The 18760-nt window shown below is 64.7% G+C and carries 18 protein-coding genes; 9 read left to right on the top strand and 9 right to left on the bottom strand.

The genetic code is table 11. The annotated features are described in order from the left end of the window. Nucleotides 1–6: 6 nt before the first annotated feature. The gene (gene betI, locus AC1Y2B_RS16235; RefSeq protein WP_482254157.1) at nucleotides 7–594 is read right to left on the bottom strand and encodes a transcriptional regulator BetI; all 588 of its coding nucleotides are present in this window, start codon (nucleotides 592–594) and stop codon (nucleotides 7–9) included. Between the two features lie 96 nt (nucleotides 595–690). Between betI and choX the strand changes: the two genes are divergently transcribed. Genes choX through choV form a run of 3 tightly spaced genes read left to right on the top strand, consistent with a single transcriptional unit; the run spans nucleotide 691 to nucleotide 3545 of the window. Continuing rightward, complete coding sequence (gene choX / locus AC1Y2B_RS16230) at nucleotides 691–1626, top strand: choline ABC transporter substrate-binding protein (protein ID WP_482254156.1); 936 nt, start codon at nucleotides 691–693, stop codon at nucleotides 1624–1626. A gap of 60 nt (nucleotides 1627–1686) precedes the next feature. Continuing rightward, nucleotides 1687–2520 carry a choline ABC transporter permease subunit gene (gene choW, locus AC1Y2B_RS16225; RefSeq protein WP_482254155.1) on the top strand — a complete coding sequence of 278 codons (834 nt, stop codon included), beginning with the start codon at nucleotides 1687–1689 and terminating at the stop codon, nucleotides 2518–2520. After that, on the top strand, nucleotides 2520–3545 hold the full coding sequence (choV, locus tag AC1Y2B_RS16220; protein WP_482254154.1) for a choline ABC transporter ATP-binding protein: 1026 nt from the start codon (nucleotides 2520–2522) through the stop codon (nucleotides 3543–3545). Before choW ends, choV begins: the two co-directional genes overlap by 1 nt. Nucleotides 3546–3548: 3 nt before the next feature. Here choV and AC1Y2B_RS16215 read toward each other — a convergent pair whose 3' ends face one another. The 3 genes from AC1Y2B_RS16215 to dprA all read right to left on the bottom strand — a co-directional run bounded on the left by AC1Y2B_RS16215 (nucleotide 3549) and on the right by dprA (nucleotide 7984). Continuing rightward, entirely contained in the window at nucleotides 3549–4151 is a 603-nt protein-coding gene (locus AC1Y2B_RS16215; RefSeq protein ID WP_482254153.1) for a hypothetical protein, read from the bottom strand. A 2-nt stretch (nucleotides 4152–4153) separates the two neighbouring features. Beyond that, the gene (topA, locus tag AC1Y2B_RS16210; protein WP_482254152.1) at nucleotides 4154–6781 is read right to left on the bottom strand and encodes a type I DNA topoisomerase; all 2628 of its coding nucleotides are present in this window, start codon (nucleotides 6779–6781) and stop codon (nucleotides 4154–4156) included. Nucleotides 6782–6868: 87 nt separating this feature from the next. Further along, nucleotides 6869–7984 carry a DNA-processing protein DprA gene (dprA, locus tag AC1Y2B_RS16205; protein ID WP_482254151.1) on the bottom strand — a complete coding sequence of 372 codons (1116 nt, stop codon included), beginning with the start codon at nucleotides 7982–7984 and terminating at the stop codon, nucleotides 6869–6871. A gap of 184 nt (nucleotides 7985–8168) precedes the next feature. Here dprA and AC1Y2B_RS16200 point away from each other — a divergent pair, with 184 nt between their 5' ends. The 4 genes from AC1Y2B_RS16200 to AC1Y2B_RS16185 all read left to right on the top strand — a co-directional run bounded on the left by AC1Y2B_RS16200 (nucleotide 8169) and on the right by AC1Y2B_RS16185 (nucleotide 11472). After that, nucleotides 8169–9446: a 4-aminobutyrate--2-oxoglutarate transaminase gene (locus tag AC1Y2B_RS16200; RefSeq protein WP_482254150.1), complete on the top strand. Its 1278-nt coding sequence runs from the start codon at nucleotides 8169–8171 to the stop codon at nucleotides 9444–9446. A gap of 156 nt (nucleotides 9447–9602) precedes the next feature. Further along, entirely contained in the window at nucleotides 9603–10328 is a 726-nt protein-coding gene (locus tag AC1Y2B_RS16195) for an energy-coupling factor ABC transporter ATP-binding protein (protein ID WP_482254149.1), read from the top strand. Further along, nucleotides 10303–10899 (top strand): energy-coupling factor transporter transmembrane component T family protein, encoded by a 597-nt coding sequence (locus AC1Y2B_RS16190; protein WP_482254148.1) that lies wholly within the window; start codon nucleotides 10303–10305, stop codon nucleotides 10897–10899. The genes AC1Y2B_RS16195 and AC1Y2B_RS16190 overlap by 26 nt, the downstream gene beginning before the upstream one ends. A gap of 30 nt (nucleotides 10900–10929) precedes the next feature. After that, nucleotides 10930–11472: a biotin transporter BioY gene (locus AC1Y2B_RS16185; RefSeq protein ID WP_482254147.1), complete on the top strand. Its 543-nt coding sequence runs from the start codon at nucleotides 10930–10932 to the stop codon at nucleotides 11470–11472. Nucleotides 11473–11537: 65 nt separating this feature from the next. Here AC1Y2B_RS16185 and AC1Y2B_RS16180 read toward each other — a convergent pair whose 3' ends face one another. From AC1Y2B_RS16180 to metF, 4 genes are all read right to left on the bottom strand, one after another. Further along, complete coding sequence (locus tag AC1Y2B_RS16180; protein WP_482254146.1) at nucleotides 11538–12620, bottom strand: thiolase family protein; 1083 nt, start codon at nucleotides 12618–12620, stop codon at nucleotides 11538–11540. Further along, nucleotides 12617–13690 carry an AMP-binding protein gene (locus tag AC1Y2B_RS16175; RefSeq protein ID WP_482254145.1) on the bottom strand — a complete coding sequence of 358 codons (1074 nt, stop codon included), beginning with the start codon at nucleotides 13688–13690 and terminating at the stop codon, nucleotides 12617–12619. The genes AC1Y2B_RS16180 and AC1Y2B_RS16175 overlap by 4 nt, the downstream gene beginning before the upstream one ends. A 101-nt stretch (nucleotides 13691–13791) precedes the next feature. Next, nucleotides 13792–14235 (bottom strand): type II 3-dehydroquinate dehydratase, encoded by a 444-nt coding sequence (gene aroQ / locus AC1Y2B_RS16170; RefSeq protein ID WP_482254144.1) that lies wholly within the window; start codon nucleotides 14233–14235, stop codon nucleotides 13792–13794. Between the two features lie 142 nt (nucleotides 14236–14377). Next, on the bottom strand, nucleotides 14378–15244 hold the full coding sequence (gene metF, locus AC1Y2B_RS16165; RefSeq protein ID WP_482254143.1) for a methylenetetrahydrofolate reductase [NAD(P)H]: 867 nt from the start codon (nucleotides 15242–15244) through the stop codon (nucleotides 14378–14380). A gap of 90 nt (nucleotides 15245–15334) precedes the next feature. On the opposite strand from metF, the gene AC1Y2B_RS16160 reads away from it, so the two are divergent. Next, entirely contained in the window at nucleotides 15335–16240 is a 906-nt protein-coding gene (locus tag AC1Y2B_RS16160; RefSeq protein WP_482254142.1) for a LysR family transcriptional regulator, read from the top strand. Nucleotides 16241–16489: 249 nt separating this feature from the next. Next, the gene (locus tag AC1Y2B_RS16155) at nucleotides 16490–17986 is read left to right on the top strand and encodes an ATP-binding cassette domain-containing protein (RefSeq protein ID WP_482254141.1); all 1497 of its coding nucleotides are present in this window, start codon (nucleotides 16490–16492) and stop codon (nucleotides 17984–17986) included. Between the two features lie 189 nt (nucleotides 17987–18175). On the opposite strand, the gene AC1Y2B_RS16150 is transcribed toward AC1Y2B_RS16155, so the two are convergent. Then, nucleotides 18176–18619 (bottom strand): hypothetical protein, encoded by a 444-nt coding sequence (locus AC1Y2B_RS16150; protein ID WP_482254140.1) that lies wholly within the window; start codon nucleotides 18617–18619, stop codon nucleotides 18176–18178. Nucleotides 18620–18760 lie beyond the last annotated feature (141 nt).

Below are 18760 nucleotides of genomic sequence, written 5' to 3'. Positions count from 1 at the left end.
TGTTGGTTATTTCGTCTCAGCGCTTGCCAATTGCGCCTTCAGATAGTCCATTGCCACGGCCACGGCTGCCTGCCCATCTGGCGCGCCGGACTTCAGCACCTCGCGCAGGTAAAGTCCGTCGATCAGGGCGCCCAGGCCATCTGCGATAGCCTCCGCCCGCGCCCCGGCCAAGGGCCGCAGCCCGGCCATCAGGTTCGATTTCAGCCGCCGCTGATAGACCGCCAGCAGCCGTTTGGCCTCTGGCACCGACTGCGCCAGAACCCAGAAGTTCAGCCAGGCCCCCACCGCCTCGCGTCGGAAGTTGGCCGGGCTGAAAGAGGCCGCAAGGATCGCCTGCAAGCGTTCGGTCGGGGTCTGCGCCAAACAGAGAGCGCCGCGCACTTCCGCCCCGTAGATCGTCATGATGTGGCGCATGGCGGCCAGAAACATATCCTCCTTGCCGCCGAAATAATGGTGGGCCAGCGCGCTTGACATGCCGGCCCGCTTGGCGATCTGGCTGACCGTCACGTCCAGCGACCCCGTCCGCCCGATCTCGACGATCGTGGCTTTGACGAGCGCTTCTTTCCGTATAGGCTCCATTCCTAGCTTCGGCATGCTGTCTCTCGGGGAAAGCGCGGTGAAAAACGCTTGCTTTTTGCAGCTAGCTTGAAGTTTATTGACTCGTCAATCAACAAAAAACGGGGAGCCCCCATGACCTTCAAGTCCGCCTTGCTTGCCACTGCCGTGGCCTTTGCCTTCTCGGGCTCCGCCTATGCGGCGGGCTGCGACAAGATCACCTTCTCGGATGTTGGCTGGACCGACATCACCTCGACCACCGCCGTGTCCAGCCTGATCCTGCAGGCTTTGGGCTATCAGACCGAGACCCAGGTCCTGTCGGTTCCGGTCACCTACGAAGGCCTCGCCAAGGGTGATGTCGATGTCTTCCTTGGCAACTGGATGCCGACGATGGAATCGAACATCAAACCCTATCTCGATGCCAAGACCGTTGATTCGGTCAAAGCCAACCTGGAAGGCGCCAAGTACACGCTGGCCACCAACGAAGCCGGTGCCGCCCTTGGGATCAAGGACTTCAAGGACATCGCCGCCCATGCCAAGGATCTGGACGGCAAGATCTACGGCATCGAAGCGGGCAATGACGGCAACAAGCTGATCCTCGACATGATCGACAAGAACGCCTTCGGCCTGAAGGATGCCAAGATCGACCTCGTCGAAAGCAGCGAACAAGGCATGCTGGCGCAGGTCGCCAAGGACGAGAATGAGAAGAAGCCGATCATCTTCCTCGGTTGGGAACCCCATCCGATGAACAAGAACTTCAAGATGACCTACCTGACCGGCGGCGACGACTTCTTTGGTCCCAACCTTGGCGGGGCGACCGTCTACACCAACACCCGCGGCGGTTATGTCAAGGAATGCCCGAACACCGGCAAGTTCCTGACCAATCTGACCTTCTCGCTGGACATGGAAAACGCCATCATGGGGGCCATTCTGGATGACGGCACCGATCCGGCCGTGGCCGCCAAGACCTGGCTTGCCGCCAACGAACCGGCCTGGAAGCCCTGGCTGGACGGCGTCACCACCAAGGACGGCAAAGACGCCGTTGCAGCCGTGGAAGCTGCCCTGAAGTAATCATGACCAAAGGCCCCGGGCGGTTCCGGGGCCTTTCTCTATCCAAAGGGCGAGGGCAGGATGGATTGGCTGACGGCAAACAAGATCCCGATCGGGGCTTGGGCGAATATGGTTTTCGTCTGGATGAAGACCAACATGACGGCCATTTTCGACGCCATCTCGGTGGCGCTTGAATGGCTGATCAACGGGTTCCTGTGGCTGTTGCAAGCGCCCAACCCCTTGGTTCTGATCGCGATCTTCGTGGCCCTCGCCTGGGTCCTGCAGCGCAACTGGAAGATCTGCGTGGGCGTGGGCCTTGGCTTCCTGTTCGTGGTCAACCAAGGCTACTGGAAGGAAACCACCGAGAGCCTGACGCTGATCCTGTCGTCCTGCGCGGTCTGCATGGCGATCGGGGTGCCGGTGGGCATCGCCTGCGCCCACAATGCCAAGCTGAACGCCGCAATCTCGCCGGTGCTGGACCTGATGCAGACGCTGCCAACCTTCGTCTACCTGATCCCCGCGATCATCTTCTTCGGCATCGGCATGGTGCCCGGCCTGATCGCCACCGTGATCTTCGTGCTGCCCGCCCCGATCCGGCTGACCGAACTTGGCGTGGCATCCACCCCCACCGCCCTGCTGGAGGCCGCCACGGCCTTCGGTGCCACCCCGTCACAGCGCCTGTGGAAGGTAGAGTTGCCTTGGGCCCTGCCGCAGATCATGGTGGGGCTAAACCAAACCATCATGCTGTCCCTGTCGATGGTTGTCATCGCCTCGATGGTCGGCGCCAATGGCCTTGGCGTGCCGGTGATGCGGGCGCTGGCCAGCGTCAATGCCGCCAAAGGCTTCGAATCGGGCTTTGTGATCGTGGTTGTCGCCATCGCCTTGCGCAGCATCTTCCAGCGCGAGGTGAAGTGATGACCGCCGTTGTCTTCGACAAGGTCTCCATCGTCTTCGGGGACAAGCCCGAACTCGCCCTGCCCCTGATGGATCAGGGGATGAGCCGGTCTGACATTCAGGCCCAGACCGGACAGATCCTTGGCGTCCACGATTGCAGCCTGACCGTGGCAGAGGGAGAGATCCTTGTGCTGATGGGCCTGTCAGGCTCTGGCAAATCCACCCTTCTGCGCGGCGTCAATGCCCTGAACCCGGTCGTGCGTGGCGAGGTTCGGGTGTCAGATGGCAGCAAAATGGTATCGGTCACCAAGGCCGAAAAGGACACGCTGCGCCACCTGCGGCTGACCCGGATTGCCATGGTGTTTCAACAGTTTGGCCTGCTGCCGTGGCGGTCTGTGCGCGAGAATGTCGGGCTTGGGCTGGAACTTGCGGGCCTCGACCCCGCCGCCCGCAAACCGAAGGTTGATGAACAACTGGCGCTGGTGAACCTGACACAATGGGCCGAGCGCAAGGTGGGAGAGTTGTCCGGCGGCATGCAGCAGCGCGTCGGCCTGGCGCGGGCTTTCGCCACACAGGCACCGATCCTTTTGATGGACGAACCCTTCTCGGCGCTTGACCCGCTGATCCGCGCCCGTCTGCAGGATGAACTTCTGGATCTGCAAGCCAAGCTGAAACGCACGATCATCTTCGTCAGCCACGATCTGGACGAGGCCTTCAAACTGGGCAACCGCATCGCCCTGATGGAGGGCGGCCGCATCGTGCAGATCGGCACCGCGCGGGAGATCATTGCCAATCCGGTGTCCGACTACGTGGCCGATTTCGTCGCCCACATGAACCCACTTGGCGTGTTGACCGCCCGCGATGTGATGGAAACGGGGGAAACCTCTGCCCCGGCGGCCGTCGATGCGGAACTTCCGGTCAAGGCCGTGATGGAGCTGATGGCCAAGGGCGTCGCCGAACTGGCGGTCACCCAGAACGGCGCAAAGATCGGCGTGGTCAAAGCCGCCTCACTGATGGGCCGCCTGATCAACCCACGCCATGGGTAAGGCTCATTTGCGGATGTAAACCGTCTTGCCGGCGCCACCCTTGGCGTCGCGCAGGTCCAGTTCCGTTGCGCTGACCGCCTCGACCTGCAGGCAGGCCGCTTCCGAGGGATCGCCGCCCATGCCGTAAAGCGACAGCACCATGCCCCCCGGGGCCGTGCCATCGGCGCAGGTTGCGCCGGGGCTGATCAGGAAGGTGGTGCCACCCTCTGCGCCGGCCATTGCCTGCCACTCCAGCCCGTGGATCACCAGAAAGGTCGCGGGGTCCTTGCCCTTGGGCAACCATGTTCCCTGCACCGCACGCAGCGTGTCCTGATAGATATCACCGTTCTTGACGCTCAACCCGGTCAGGGTCAGCGGGGCTGAGGCATCCCCCAATTCCCCCAGATCACCCTTCAGGTTCACTGCCGTCAACGTTGCCAGATTGGCCAGCTGCGCGATGATCCGTGCCGGAGTGGACCCGTCATTGGCAACATGCAGCAGAAACCCCGCCGCAAACACCGTGCAGCCGGCATCGCTGCAGCCAAGCGTGTAACCGGAATGGACAAAGGGTTCCGCAAAGACCGGAGACGCCATAAGACCAAGGGCAATCAACAGCTTGCGGACCATTCCTAACCTTTCTTGGCAACCACCTTCTTTGCGGGGGCCTTGGCCGCCGCCGTCTTGGGCTTGGCGGCCGCCTTGGGCTTGGCCGCAGCCTTCGCCGGCGTAACCTTGGCTGCCGCCGCCGCTTTCGGTTTGGCCGCGGCTTTCCGCGGGGCCTTTGCAGCCGGGGCCTTGCTGGCCTTTTCCGCCAGAAGACCCAAAGCCTCTTCGACGGTCAATTCCATCGGATCGCCGGCCTTGGGGATCGTCGCGTTGATCTTGCCCCATTTGACATAGGGCCCATAACGCCCCGGCATGACCGAAATCGCCCCGCCCTCGGGATGTTCGCCCAAGTCCTTCAAGGGACCTGCCACCGCCCCGCGCCCCGGACGCCCGGCCAGCTTCTGCGCCAGAACCTCCATCGCGCGGTTCATGCCGATGGTGAACACCTCTTCGACATCGGGCAGGTTGGCGTAGGTGGAGTTGTGCTTGACATAGGGACCGAAGCGGCCAATCGCGGCCTCCACCGGGGCGGAATCCTCCGGGTGGTTGCCGACGATGCGCGGCAGATGCAGCAGTTGCAGGGCGCGGTCCAGCGTCAGATCTTCCGGCGGCCAACCCTTGGGCAGGCTGGCACGCGGCGGTTTCGGAGCCTCCTCCGTCGCCTCACCCTTTTGCACATAGGGCCCGAAGCGCCCGGTGCGCAGGCTGATCGGCTGACCATCCTCCTCGCCCAGCACCCGGCCATCGACCGCGCCACCCTCTTCCGCGCCCGAAATCGGGCGGGTGTAGCGGCATTCCGGATAGTTGCCGCAGCCGATGAAGGCACCACCCGAGCGGGCGGTCTTCAGGTGCAGGCGGCCCTTGCCGCAGGTCGGGCAAATGCGCGGGTCCGACCCATCGGCACGTGGCGGGTAAAGGTGCGGCGCAAGGAATTCATCAATCTTGTCCAGCACCTCGCCAATGCGCAGATCGGCCGTTTCCGCAATCGCCGCGTTGAAATCGCGCCAGAAGCGGGCCAGAACCTCGGTGAAGGTCCGTGTGCCCGCCGAGACGTCATCGAGTTCGGTTTCCAGATCGGCGGTGAAATCGTATTCCACATAGCGGCGGAAATAGTTGGTCAGGAAGGCCGTCACCAGCCGCCCCTTGTCTTCGGGGATCAGGCGGTTCTTGTCTTTCTTGACGTATTCGCGGTCCTGAATCGTTGTGATCACAGAGGCATAGGTCGAGGGGCGACCGATCCCCAACTCCTCCATCCGCTTGACCAAAGTCGCTTCGGTGTAACGCGGCGGAGCTTGGGTAAAGTGCTGTTCCGGCGTGACTTTGCGCTTTTCGACCGGATCGTTGGCGTCGATCTGCGGCAGGCGGCCTTCATCGTCGCCGTCCTCGTCGCGGCCCTCGTCATAGACCTTGAGGAAGCCGTCAAACAGCACGACCTGACCATTCGCCCGCAGCCCAACCTGACCGTCCGGCGAGGCGATTTCGACCACTGTCCGCTCCATCCGCGCTGCGGCCATCTGGCTGGCAATCGTGCGCTTCCAGATCAAGTCGTAAAGCCGGCGCTGATCGGTTTCCGCCAAACGCAGCTTTTCGGGGCTGGCCGCCATATCCGTCGGCCGGATACATTCATGGGCCTCCTGCGCGTTTTTGGCCTTGTTCTTGTACATGCGCGGAGAGTCCGGCACGTAAGCCGCCCCGAAGGTCGACTTGATCATGTCGCGCGCCGACATCACCGCTTCGGGTGCCATGTCGATGCCGTCCGTCCGCATGTAAGTGATGTAGCCCGCCTCATACAGACGTTGCGCCGCCGACATGCAGGCCTTGGCGCCCATGCCATATTTGCGGCTGGCCTCCTGCTGCAGGGTCGAGGTCATGAAGGGCGGATAGGGGTTCCGGCTGGCAGGCTTCTTGTCGACCGAAACCACCTTGAATGTTCGATTATTGATAGCCGCGACCGCAAGTTCCGCCGCTTCAGCCGTAGGAATATCAAATTTATCCAGCTTCTTACCGCCGAGAAGCGTCAGCCGGGCCTCGAATTCCTGCCCCCTCGGCGTGGCGACAACGGCCGTCACACTCCAGAATTCCTGGGCATGGAAGGCTTCGATCTCCATCTCGCGTTCGACGATCAGGCGCAGGCAAACCGACTGCACGCGCCCCGCCGACTTGGCCCCCGGCAGCTTGCGCCACAGGACCGGAGACAGCGTGAAACCCACAAGATAGTCCAAAGCGCGCCGGGCCAGATAGGCTTCGACCAGCGGCTGGTCGACTTGGCGGGGATGCGCCATGGCTTCGGTGACGGCGGATTTGGTGATGGCGTTGAAGGTGACGCGGCTGACCTTCTTCTTGCCCTTGGCGATCACCGAGGCCAAAGCCTCGGTCAAGTGCCAGGAAATCGCCTCGCCTTCGCGGTCAGGGTCGGTTGCCAGGATCAGTTCGTCATCGGTCTTCAGGGCGTCGGTGATGGCCTTGATATGCTTGCGACTGTCCGCCGCAACCTCCCAGGTCATGGCGAAATTGTCGTCCGGGTTGACCGACCCATCCTTGGGCGGCAGATCGCGGACATGGCCGTAAGAGGCCAGAACCGTGTAGTTGCTGCCCAGATATTTGTTGATTGTCTTGGCTTTAGCCGGAGATTCGACAACGACGACGGGCATGGAATTCCTTTCACCAAGGCCAGCAGGACCCAAGGTCCGAATGGCGCGGCAAGATGTGTGCCATTGGAGAGGAATGTCAACCTACACTCATCGTCTTGAAATCAGGCCGCCGGACTGGCGTTCGATCTTGCCCTCCAGTTCCAGCGTCACCAGCTCCGAGGTCAGGGCGGAGGGCGGCAGAGCCAGATCGCGGATCAATTGATCCTCTGCCATCGGCGAGGGTCCCAGCCGGGCCAGGATCAAAGTGTGAAGGGCGGCCACATCGCCCAAAGGGCGGCGCGGCGGAATGGGGCCGGGCAGGCGATCGGGCAAGACGTCTTGCAGCGTCGCATCGGGCAGTGGCCTGGCCACGATCCCCAGCACCTCGAAGATATCCTGCGGCCCGCGCAGCAGGGTGGCCCCCTCGCGGATCAGGCGGTTGCAGCCGGCGGCCCTAGCGTCAAACGGGTGGCCCGGAACCGCAAAAACCTCGCGCCCCTGCTCCACTGCCGTCTCTGCGGTGATCAAAGAGCCTGATTTGGCGGCCGCCTCCACCACCACGACGGCCCGCGCCAGGCCCGAGATGATTCGGTTGCGCTGCGGGAAGTGTCGCGTCTGCGGCTCCATCCCCAAAGCTTGTTCGGATACCCGGCACCCCTTGGCCAGGATTTGCGCGGCCAGATCGGCATTCTCAGCCGGGTAGATCAGGTCCACCCCGCCGGCCTGAACCGCCACGGTTCCGGTGGCCAGCGCCGCCTGATGCGCCTCGGCATCAACTCCGCGTGCCAGACCCGAGACAACGACCTGCCCCGCCGCACCCAACGCCTCCGCCAGACGCCGCGCCATGCGCAGACCCAAGGAGGAGGCGTTGCGCGCGCCGACCAGCGCCACCATCGGCCGCGCGAGCAAACTGACATCCCCCTGCGCCCACAGAACCGGCGGCGCATCGTCAACATCCATCAGAGCAAGCGGATAGCCCGGGCCGCCACGCAGCAACAGACGGGCCTTGGCCGCCCTGCCCTGCGCCAGTTCATGTTTGACCACGCCCAGCGGGCAAATCTCATACCCCTCCACCCCGGCGGCCTTGGCGATCTGCGGCAGCGCGGTCAAAGCCGCCTCTACCCCGCCATGTTCCGCCACAAGGCGATGAAAGGTCACCGGCCCGATCCTTCTGGACCGGATCAGTTGCAGCCACAAAGCGGGGTCTTCCGGTTTAAAGGTCATGTCGATGCCTCCGAACACCAGACTGCGCGGAGGATCGTTAATGAAGAATGAAGGATCACCCAAACCTTTGCCCGATGCGTCGATTCCCCAACGAAAAAGGGCGCTGGTGGGATTGAAGGGCGGCGCGAAGTTTGATCAAATGGCGCAAAAGCCGCTCAGGCCCTGCGGCGCATTGGAGAACACGATGAAAAACGCTGACGTTGCCCTTCGCCGGACTGATTCGATTGCCCGTGGCGTCGGCATGCAAACGCAAATCTATGTCGACAAGGCCCTGAACTCGGAAGTCTGGGACATCGAAGGCAACCGCTACATCGACTTCGCGGCAGGCATCGCCGTGGTCAACACCGGTCACCGCCACCCCAAGGTGATGGCGGCCGTGCATGCGCAATTGGACAAGTTCACCCACACCTGCCATCAGGTCCTGCCCTATGAGAACTATATCCATCTGGGCGAGCGTCTGAACGCCATCGTTCCGGGCGATTTCCCGAAAAAGACCGTGTTCGTGACGACCGGCGCAGAAGCGGTTGAAAACGCGATCAAAGTGGCACGCTTTGCCACCGGCCGTTCGGCGATCATCGCCTTTGGCGGCGCGTTCCATGGCCGGACCTTCATGGGCATGACCCTGACCGGCAAGGTGGAGCCCTACAAGAAGGGCTTCGGCGCGATGATGCCGGATGTCTTCCACGTGCCCTTCCCGCAAGAGGTTCACAACATCACCACCGCCGATGCGATGGCAGGGATCACCAAGCTCTTCAAGGCAGACCTCGACCCGGCCCGCGTCGCGGCCATTATCTTCGAACCGGTTCAGGGCGAGGGTGGCTTCTATCCGGCCCCCGCGGATCTGGTGAAGGCGATCCGGGCGCTGTGTGACGAACATGGCATCGTGATGATCGCCGATGAGGTGCAGACCGGCTTCGCCCGCACCGGCAACATGTTCGCCATGGAAGGCTACGGCGTCTCGGCCGACATCACCACAATGGCCAAGGGTCTTGGCGGCGGTTTCCCGATTGCGGCGCTGACCGGCAAGGCGAGCCTGATGGACGCCGCAGGCCCCGGCGGTCTGGGCGGCACCTATGGCGGCAACCCGATCGGGATTGCGGCGGCCCATGCCGTGCTGGACGTGATCGAAGAGGAAAAGCTGTGCGCCCGCGCCAATGAACTGGGCTCGCGTCTGAAGCAGAAGCTGGAATCGATCCGCTCTACCACGCCAGAGATTGTCGACATCCGCGGCCCGGGTTTCATGGTCGCCGTGGAATTCGCCAACCCCGCCAACCACGAACCAGACGCGGGCTTCACCAACCGCGTGAAGAACGAGGCGCAAAAGCGCGGCCTGATCCTGCTGACCTGCGGGGTTTACGGCAACGTGGTGCGGTTCCTGGCCCCCATCACCATCCCCGATGCGCATTTCGCCGAAGCGATGGCCATTCTGGAAGACTCGGTGGCGGCCGCCCAAAAGGGCTGAGGCCTCGACCGGGGCTGGCCGCGGGGGTTTCACACCCCCGCACCCCCGTGGGATATTTGGACCTGAATGAAGAGAAAGGCGGGCCGCGCGGTTCGCCTTTTTGCTTTTCCGCGGGGGGATCAGCCGTTAAAGCCCGAACAGGATATGGGGGTGCCAATGGCGGGGCCGGGGATCGAACTGGATGGAGCGGGCTTTGCTGTGGCCGGCAAGGTCATCCTGTCGGGTCTTGACCTGCACCTGACCGAGGCGCGGATTGGCATCGTCGGGCGCAACGGGTCGGGCAAGACCAGTCTTTTGCGGCTGATGGCGGGGCTGGTGGCACCGACCTTTGGCACGGTGCGGGTGGCAGGGCTGGACCCTGCACGAGAGCGCAAGGCGATGCTGGCGCAGGTTGGCATCCTGTTCCAGAACCCCGACCACCAGATCTTGTTCCCCACGGTAGGCGAGGAGCTGGCCTTTGGTCTGACCCAAATGGGCCACAGCGCCGCCGAAGCCCGCGCCACCGCCCGCGCCATTCTGACGGCCGAGGGGCGCGGGCCTTGGGATCATGCCGCCACCCACACGCTGAGCCAGGGGCAGCGGCAGTACCTTTGCCTGCTGTCCGTGCTGGCCATGCAACCTGCCACGCTGCTGCTGGATGAGCCCTTTGCCGCCCTGGACTTGCCATCGCAACTGCGTCTGCGCCGCAAGCTGACCGGCCTGCCGCAGCGGATCATCACGATCAGCCATGATCCGCAGGCGGTGGCCACCTGCGACCGGGTGATCTGGCTGGAGGCCGGACGCGTGCGGATGGACGGCGCGGCAGGGCCTGTCCTGCAGGCCTTCACCGCCGAAATGGCCCGGATCGGAGAGGCGGATGCTGACGCTGACCTCCAGCCATAGGACCTGGGCCCATGGGGTTGCGGCGTGGATCAAGTTGGCGGCCCTATGTGTGTGGACCGTGCTTGTCTTGCAGCTGAGCGGGGCTGGCCTTGGGCTTGCGGCGCTGACCCTCGTGGCGCTGGTGGCCAGTGCCGGTCCGGGATTTGCAAGGGAATGGGCCCGGATGCTGCGCCCACTTTGGCCCTTTGCAGGTCTGGTCGCCGTTTGGCACCTGTGGCTTGGCGCACCCGTGGGGGCCATCCCGGTGATCATGCGCATGGGGGCCGCCGTGGGTCTTGCCAATGCCGTCACGATGACCACCGAACTGGCCGAGATCATCGCCGTCCTGACCCGTCTTGCCCGCCCGCTCCACCGCTTTGGGTTGTCGCCCCGGATGCTGGCGCTGGCGGTCGCGCTGATGATGCGCTTTGTCCCCGTCATGCTGCTGCGCCATGACCAGATCACCGCCGCCTGGCGTGCGCGCAGCCCGCGTCGCCCCGGCTGGCGCATCCTGATGCCGGTGCTGCTGGCGGCCCTCGACGATGCCGATCGCGTGGCAGAGGCCTTGCGCGCCCGGGGTGGTACGGGCTAACTGCGCCATCCCCGGCCTATGGAGACCGCAATGGAACGCAACCTCACCCACATCGCCCTTTTCGCCGCCCTGATCGCGCTTCTGGGACTCATCCCCAAGATCGACCTGATCAGCGGCGTACCGATCACCGCGCAGTCTTTGGGCATCATGCTGTGCGGTACCGTGCTGGGCGCCAAGCGCGGTTTCCTTGCCGTGCTGCTGTTTGACGTGCTGGTGGCCGCGGGCCTGCCATTGCTGTCGGGTGGTCGCGGCGGCATTGGTCTGTTTGTCGGACCTTCGGCCGGCTATCTGATCGGCTTCCCCTTCGCGGCCTTCGTGGCCGGTCTGGTGGTCGAGAAATGGCGTGTCAGTGTCGGCGTGGCGTCTTTCGCCGGAGCGATCCTGGGCGGCATCGTGGTGCTGTACGCCTTCGGCATTCCCGGCATGGCGATCACTCTGGGCAAATCGCTGCCCGAGGCGGCCCTTCTGGCCACCCCCTTCCTTGCCGGAGACCTGATCAAGGCCGTCCTTGCCGCGCTTGTGACTCAAACCATCGCCCAGGCTCGGCCGGGCGCGCTGCTGTCGCGGGCCTGAAGACGCAGCCGAACACGCGGGCGCCGGGGCAAAGTCCGGGGGAAGACCGGCCTGTCCTTGTGATGTCAACCATCTCGTCCCACCAGCAAGGCTGACCCTATCCCGCCGGCCGAGGCAATCGCGGCCAGCCCTTTGCCTCGCGCCAAGCCGTGAAACAACCGGACCGCCAGAATGGCACCCGAAGCACCAATCGGGTGGCCCCGCGCCAAGGCGCCCCCCTGCGGATTGACAATCGCCGGGTCCAGCCCCGCCGCCTCGACACAGGCGATCACCTGCGCGGCATAGGCCTCCATCACCTCGGCCATGGTCAGGTCACGGACCCCTGCGCCGCGCAACACCCTCTCGATGGCGGCCAGAGGGGCCAACCCCGGCTCCTCTGGCAAGGCACCCAGCGTTGCACCTTCCAGAATTTTCAACGGGTTCCAGCCGATAGGTCGATCTGACACGATCACGAACGCTGCCGCATCGGCCGCCACCGCCGCCGTCGCCGCCGTGATCTCTCCAACAAGAGGCTTGGCCCGGGCCGCCAAAGCCGGGGTCAGGTCACGCGTGAAGGCATCTTGCGCCAAACCCGCCAAGGGGGTGATCTCGTCCGCCAGACGGGCCCGACCCTGCAGCGCCTTGGCATGGCTTTCCATCGCCCAGCGGTCCATCCGGCCCCGGCTGATCGCCAGACGCTGCGCCAAGGCCATCGCGGCCTGATGCATGTCCGGATCGCGGTCCGCAAACGGCGTGAAGGCCGGACGATCATAGGCCACCGCAGGCCCGCCATCCAGCGATGTGGCAAGGCGGATCGGCCGCCGCGAAAAGCTTTCTGCCCCGCCGGCCACCACAAGGTGCGCCGCCCCGCTGGCCACCAAGGCGCGCGCCAGAACAATGGCGTCCAGCCCGCCCGCGCATTGCCGATCAATTGAAAGCCCCGCCACGCGGTCCGGCAGACCTGCGGCCAAAGCCGCCATTCGCGCGGGATTTCCCCCGCCGCCCAAGGCGTTCGACAAGATCACCTCGTCCACATCCTGCGGCTCAAGCCCCGCGTCGGCCAGACAGGCGCGGATCACCGGAGCCGCCATCTCGTGCAGCGCCAAGCGGGCGAAGGCTCCGCCCTGCGGCGCCACAGCCGTCCTGCGCGCCGCGACGATCCAGGTCATCCCAACCCCCCAAGATCGGTCTTGCCCGAGGCCAGCATCGGCCAATCCTCGCGCCAGATCAGGGCCTTGGGTGCCTTCAACGGCCCGAACTGCGCGCGCAGTACACCCAACAGGGCCGTCTCTTGCGTCCGGTCCCCGCACAGATGCGCCACCAGATGCAGGCCCCTCAGAGCATCGGGGCGCGGCACGACGGCAGCACGGGTCACGCCGGGCTGCGCCAGCAAGAACGCCTCGATCTCTTCAGGGTAAACCGCCTGATCGGCCACCTTGACCATCCGACCGGCGCGACCGGACAGGTAAAGCTGGCCATCCCGGATTTCTCCCATCTCCCCCACCGACAGCCAGCCATCCGTCCAGCGGGCCGAACCGGCATCCCCGGCGTAACCTTGGAAAAGATAGGGGCTTTTCACCCAAATCTCGCCCTGCTCCACCCGCAGGTTCACGCCCGGATAGGCCGCGCCAACCGAGGCCTCCGGCGTCTGCGGCCCGGCCAAGGTGATGAAACTCGCCTCGGCCGCGCCGTAGAACTCGCGCGCCAGCGCCGCCGGCGCCATCTGCGCCAAAGCCCGCCGCAGCCCGATGTCCAGCTTTGAGCCGCCGACGATCACCTGCGCCAGATCCGGCAGCACCGGACCGCCCGCCTCGACCAGCAGGCGCAGTTGCGCAGGTGTCGCATAGACCAGCCCCACGCGCCGCGCCGCCAGCGCCGCCCTTTGGCGATCTGGCCGCAGTTCGTCCAGCAGGTGCAGGTCCGCCCCCAGATACAGCGCCTCAATCGCCCCATACAGCGCCAGCGAGTGGATCAGCCGTCCCAGAACCGCGACCCGCATCCCCGGCCCGATCCCGAAGAGCTGTGCATTCACCTTGAAACTGGCGATCCAACTGGCCTGGCTTCGCATGATGCGGCGTGGCGCCCCGCTGGACCCGCCGGTCAGTGTCTCAAACACGCCGTCACCTTCGGGCGCCGGCCCCGCGCCGCCGATGCGAAAGGCATCCGACCCCAAGGCTGCAAGGGCTGCGCCGGCGGGTCGGTCGGCAAAAACCCCGCGCCCCGGCACCGCGCGCGACACCTGTCTGCCGGCCCCGTCAAAGACCCGGGCCGAAGCATGCCAGCCGAACCCGATTTGCTCCTTGCCAAATACTCCCGCCGGAGGCTCAGGCCGCAACCCGCTCACGCTTTGGCAAGCATGGTCGCCACCCGCCGCAGCGCCAGCAGATAGCCTTGCGTCCCGCACCCCGCGATCACCCCGTCGGCCCGCAGGCTGACATAAGAGTGGTGCCGGAACGCTTCGCGCTTGTGGATATTGGAGATGTGGACCTCGATCACCGGGCCTTCGAAGGCGTTCAGCGCGTCCAGAATGGCGACCGAAGTGTGGGAATAGGCGCCGGGGTTGATGATGATGGCCGCCCCCTGCAGGCGCGCCTCTTGAATCCAGTCAACCAGAACGCCCTCGTGGTTGGATTGCAAGGCCTTGATCGGCAAGCGCAATTCCTCTGCAAGATCGGCGCAGGCCTGACCCACGTCGGCCAGAGTCTCACGCCCGTAGATCTCGGGCTGGCGCTGGCCCAGAAGGTTCAGGTTCGGGCCGTTCAGGATGTAGATGGGCTTGGTCACAGCGTTCCCCTTGAAGGTTGGCCGCAGAGTAGCGGAAGCCCTGCCCCGCTCACAACACCCAAAAAGACCGGACCGGAGCGGATCCGGACCGGCCAAGGGGATTGAGCGCGAAACGCGCCCAACAGGGAGACACAGGTGGGGATCAGGCCACCTTTTCCAGCGCCACCTCTGGCACCAGACCCAAAGCGCGCACGACTTCACGGGTCAGATGCGGGCGGTTCAATGTGTAGAAATGCAGATCCTCGACACCTTCGCACAGCAGGCGGTCACACAGCGTGGTGCATTGTGTCAGGGCCAGCAGATCCTCGCGGCCATCGCGGGCGGCGAAGGCAAAGGCCTCGTCCAGACGCGGCGGAATGCGGGTGTTGCAGCGGGCGGCAAAACGTTTGGCACCGGACCAGCTTTGGATCGGCAGGATGCCCGGGATAATGGGCGCGGTGATGCCCTCTTTCACGCAAAGGTCGCGGAAACGCAGGAAGGTTTCCGCCTCGAAGAAGAACTGGGTGATGGCGCTTGACGCCCCGGCCTCCAGCTTGCGCTTCAGCCAGCGGATGTCGGCCTTGGGGTCGGCCGCGTCGGGGTGGCGTTCGGGATAGGCACCGACGCGGATCTTGAATTTGTTCGTCAAAGCAAGGGCTTCGATCAGCTCGACCACATCGGCGAAGCCTTCGGGATGCGGGGTGAAGCGCAGTTCACCCCGCGGAGCATCCCCACGCAGCGCGACGATTTCCGTAACGCCGATCGCCGCATAGCTGTCGGCAATCGCCAGCGTTTCGGCCTTGGTTGCATCGACGCAGGTCAGGTGGGCGGCCACGTTCAGCCCGTAATTGCGGTGGATCGCCTCGACCGCGTCATGGGTCAGCTTGCGGGTGGTACCGCCCGCGCCATAGGTGACCGAGACGAAGTCCGGTGCCATCGGAGCCAGCGCCTGCACGGTTTCCCACAGCCGGAACGAGGCGTCCAGGGTCTGCGGCGGAAAGAATTCGAAGGACACGCGGGGTTTGGTCATCTGGGCACTCCTCAGCTCTTGCCCCGGTGTGACAGATGCGCGATTGTGAAGCCAATTCATAGTTTTCACGATGATTATGAGGTTCATCGCATGTATCTGGAGCTACGGCACTTCCGAACCCTGCGGGCGATCCAGCAGGCTGGCGGCCTTGCCAAGGCAGCCGAGATCCTGAACACCACGCAATCCGCCCTGTCGCATCAGGTGGCGGGGCTGGAGGATCAGGTGGGGATGGAACTGTTTGTCCGGCGCTCCAAGCCGATGCGGCTGTCCGCCGCCGGCACGCGGATGCTGCGGGTGGCCGAGCGGATCTTGCCCGAGATCGCCGCACTGGAGGAGGAGTTCCGGGCCCTTCAGTCGGGAAAAACGGGCCGCTTGCACATTGCCATCCAGTGCCATGCTTGTTTTGATTGGCTTTTTCCGGTGCTGGAGCTGTTCCGCCATGCTTGGCCAGAGGTCGATGTCGACATCCGGGCAGGGTTGGCCTTCGACAGCTTTCCCGCGCTGGTGCGGGAGGATGTGGACCTTGTAATCTCTTCGAACCCCGAGCCTTTGCCGGGGATCACCTTTCATCCCCTGTTCGATTACGCGCCCACATTCATTGCCTCCTCGAAGAACCCCTTGGCGGCCAAGTCCATGATAGAGGCGGAAGATTTCCGTGATCAGGTGCTGATCACCTATCCGGTCGGGCGCGACAAGCTGGACGTTTTCACCGAACTGCTGACCGAGGCGCGGGTGGAACCCAGGGCACAGCGGGCGGTGGAGCTGACGGCGGTGATCCTGATGCTGGTCGGCTCGGACCGCGGGGTGGCGGTGCTGCCGGACTGGGTGATCCGCGATGTGAAATCCAACGCCGACTATGTGACACGGCCTTTGGGGCCGGGGGTGATTTCCAAACGGCTTTATGCGGCGACGCGGGAGGAGGATTCTGCGCGCCCCTTCATGGCGCATTTCCTGCGACTGGGGCGCAGCGAGCCGGTAAAGCTGCAGCGCGGCTGAGGCGGAACACGATTTTTCTACGAAAAATCAAGGGCCTCCGGCGGGGATATTTGGGCCGGGTGACTGCGGAAGGGGCTTGACCTGCGGCGAATCTGGCGCGATTTTGCGAGCATGAAAACCCAGTTTGTGAGACGTTCACGCCCCGGCCCTGTCTGTGCCCTGCCCATGTAGCAGGGCGGCGCGGTCCTTGATGGTTCGATGATCCGCCCCGATGCGCTTTTGCGCAACCTTTGAAAATCGGAGCCTGTCATGAGCGTCCTTGCTGTCAAATCCCTGTCGGTGTCGCTGGGTATACCCTTGTTTTCAGAGCTTTCCTTCAGCCTTGAGCCGGGGGATCGTCTGGGGCTTATCGCCGCCAACGGGCGGGGGAAATCCTCGTTGCTGCGCTGTCTGGCGGGGGAATTGGAGGCCTCGGGCGGGGAGGTGACGCGGGCGCGGGGGGTGAGTGTTCGGCTGGTCGAGCAGGAGGTGCCGGAGGCTTTGCTGGCGCTGACGCTGCGGCAGGCGGTGGCGCAGGGCGTGGCGGAGGGCGCGGATTGGCGGGTGGATGTGGCGCTGGACGATCTGGCGGTGCCGGAGGCGGTGCGGGATCAGATCTTGGCGGCCTTGAGCGGCGGCTGGCAAAGGACGGCGCTGCTGGCCAGGGCCGCCGTGGTGGAGCCGGATATCTTGCTGCTGGACGAGCCGACCAACCACCTCGACCTGGCGCGGATTGGGATTTTGCAAAGGTTTCTCAAGGGTTTGCCCAGGGATGTCGCGGTCATTGCCGCCAGCCACGACCGGGCGTTTCTGGACGCGGTGACCGGGCGGAGCCTGTTCTTGCGCGATCTGGGCAGCCGGGTTTTCGCCCTGCCCTTCAGCCGCGCCAGAGCCGCGCTGAGCGAGGCGGATGCAGCGCAGGGGCGGCAGTTCGACAATGACCTGGCGCGTGCCGATCAGCTGCGGCGGCAGGCGGCGAAGCTGAAGAATATCGGGATCAACAGCGGCTCTGATCTGCTGGTCTCTAAGACTAAGCACTTGAAAGAACGGGCAGAAAAGATCGAGGCGCAGGCGAAGGCGGCGTTCCGGGAGGTCTCGGCGGGGGAGATCAGGTTGGCCAATTCGGGCACCCACGCAAAGGCTTTGGTGACGTTGAACGATGCCAGTGTGGCGACCCCGGACGGGCGGTTGCTGTTCAAGACCGGGCAGAAGTGGATCGAGAAGGGCGACCGGGTTGTGCTTTTGGGCCCGAACGGGGCGGGCAAGACCCAGATGGTGCGGGCCGTTTTGCAGGCCTTGACCGGCGGACATGAGGCGATCCGGGGGGCCGCCTCGGTGGTTTTGGGGCATGCCGATCAGGGTCTGGCGCTGCTGCCGGGCAAGGCCACGCCGATGGATCTGGTGACGGCGTGCAAGACGGGGGATGGGCCGGCGCGGGGCATGCTGGCCGAGGCTGGCATCCGATCTGATATGCAGATCAAGGGCTTGGCAGCCCTGTCGGGCGGGCAGAAGGCGCGGTTGGCGATGCTGCTGTTGCGGCTGGCGCGGCCGAATTTCTACCTGCTGGACGAGCCGACCAACCATCTGGACATCGAGGGGCAGGAGGCCTTGGAGAGCGAATTGCTGACTCAGGGCGCGACCTGTCTGCTGGTCAGCCATGACCGCAGTTTTGTGCGCAACGTGGGCAGCCGGTTCTGGTGGATCGACCGCAAGCGGCTGGTCGAGGTCGATGATCCGGAGGCCTTCTTTGCCGGGGAACTGGGGTAGGCGGGGCGATCTGCCGGTGGTGCGGGCGGCGAATCGGTCTGCGGCAGCAGGGTTAACGTGGGAAATTAGGGGGTTGGTTCGGTCGTGATGGCGTCGTTTTCCTGTAGGGTCTGCGTCGGGTTTCGGTAGCTACAGACCGTGCCACGGGCCGGGGTTAACGCAACGCCCGCAAGGGCGGCACCCGCAGGGTCAGGTGGCGGGGCGGACGGCGTCAAGACGGGCATCACGGCAGGCGTCAAGGCAGGCGTCAAGGCAGGCGTCAAGGCAGGCTGTGGCGAGGCGGGAGAACGCGGCCTCGGACAGGGCGATGCGGTCGCCGGGGTGGTAGCCGGTCACCGAAACCGCAGGCTGCCAGGCGGCGGGCGGGTCATGGGGAAAGCGGCCGTTGTGGCGGGTGAGCCCAAGGGCGAGCAGGCGCAATTCGGCCAGCGGCGCAGCGTCGGGCCGGCGCAGGCCCGGCAGGACCCAGGCATCGAGGGCCAGAACCATCTGGTTGAACACCTGCGCCTCGGCCTCGACCCGGGGTTTGGGTGCGCAGCGCGCCGACAGCGCGCGCCAGGTGGCGCAGAGGCTGGCCATCTCGGCGCGGGCGGCGGCGATCCGGGCCGCAAGAGAAGAGGTTCGGTCCGGCATGCAGGCAACCTTCTGGCTGCGCCGAGCCTAGCCTTGGCCGGGAGGCTTGCCAAGAATGCCGTTCCGTTGACAGAGAATTTCGCGATTTGATCCAATCGGGCGGGAAAACGCAGGGCCGCCTTGCCCGCCGCGCCGCCTTTG

The sequence above is a fragment of the Stagnihabitans sp. genome, from assembly GCF_964946895.1.
This window is presented reverse-complemented; position numbering and strand designations above follow the sequence as displayed.

Coding starts and splice junctions, on each gene's coding strand:
- AC1Y2B_RS16195 (WP_482254149.1), top strand. CDS start 9,603: ATGGCGGGGCCGGGGATCGAACTGGATGGAGCGGGCTTTGCTGTGGCC.
- dprA (WP_482254151.1), bottom strand. CDS start 7,984: ATGACCTTTAAACCGGAAGACCCCGCTTTGTGGCTGCAACTGATCCGG.
- AC1Y2B_RS16180 (WP_482254146.1), bottom strand. CDS start 12,620: ATGACCTGGATCGTCGCGGCGCGCAGGACGGCTGTGGCGCCGCAGGGC.
- topA (WP_482254152.1), bottom strand. CDS start 6,781: ATGCCCGTCGTCGTTGTCGAATCTCCGGCTAAAGCCAAGACAATCAAC.
- choW (WP_482254155.1), top strand. CDS start 1,687: ATGGATTGGCTGACGGCAAACAAGATCCCGATCGGGGCTTGGGCGAAT.
- choV (WP_482254154.1), top strand. CDS start 2,520: ATGACCGCCGTTGTCTTCGACAAGGTCTCCATCGTCTTCGGGGACAAG.
- AC1Y2B_RS16200 (WP_482254150.1), top strand. CDS start 8,169: ATGAAAAACGCTGACGTTGCCCTTCGCCGGACTGATTCGATTGCCCGT.
- metF (WP_482254143.1), bottom strand. CDS start 15,244: ATGACCAAACCCCGCGTGTCCTTCGAATTCTTTCCGCCGCAGACCCTG.
- AC1Y2B_RS16185 (WP_482254147.1), top strand. CDS start 10,930: ATGGAACGCAACCTCACCCACATCGCCCTTTTCGCCGCCCTGATCGCG.
- AC1Y2B_RS16215 (WP_482254153.1), bottom strand. CDS start 4,151: ATGGTCCGCAAGCTGTTGATTGCCCTTGGTCTTATGGCGTCTCCGGTC.
- AC1Y2B_RS16190 (WP_482254148.1), top strand. CDS start 10,303: ATGCTGACGCTGACCTCCAGCCATAGGACCTGGGCCCATGGGGTTGCG.
- choX (WP_482254156.1), top strand. CDS start 691: ATGACCTTCAAGTCCGCCTTGCTTGCCACTGCCGTGGCCTTTGCCTTC.
- betI (WP_482254157.1), bottom strand. CDS start 594: ATGCCGAAGCTAGGAATGGAGCCTATACGGAAAGAAGCGCTCGTCAAA.
- AC1Y2B_RS16150 (WP_482254140.1), bottom strand. CDS start 18,619: ATGCCGGACCGAACCTCTTCTCTTGCGGCCCGGATCGCCGCCGCCCGC.
- AC1Y2B_RS16160 (WP_482254142.1), top strand. CDS start 15,335: ATGTATCTGGAGCTACGGCACTTCCGAACCCTGCGGGCGATCCAGCAG.
- AC1Y2B_RS16155 (WP_482254141.1), top strand. CDS start 16,490: ATGAGCGTCCTTGCTGTCAAATCCCTGTCGGTGTCGCTGGGTATACCC.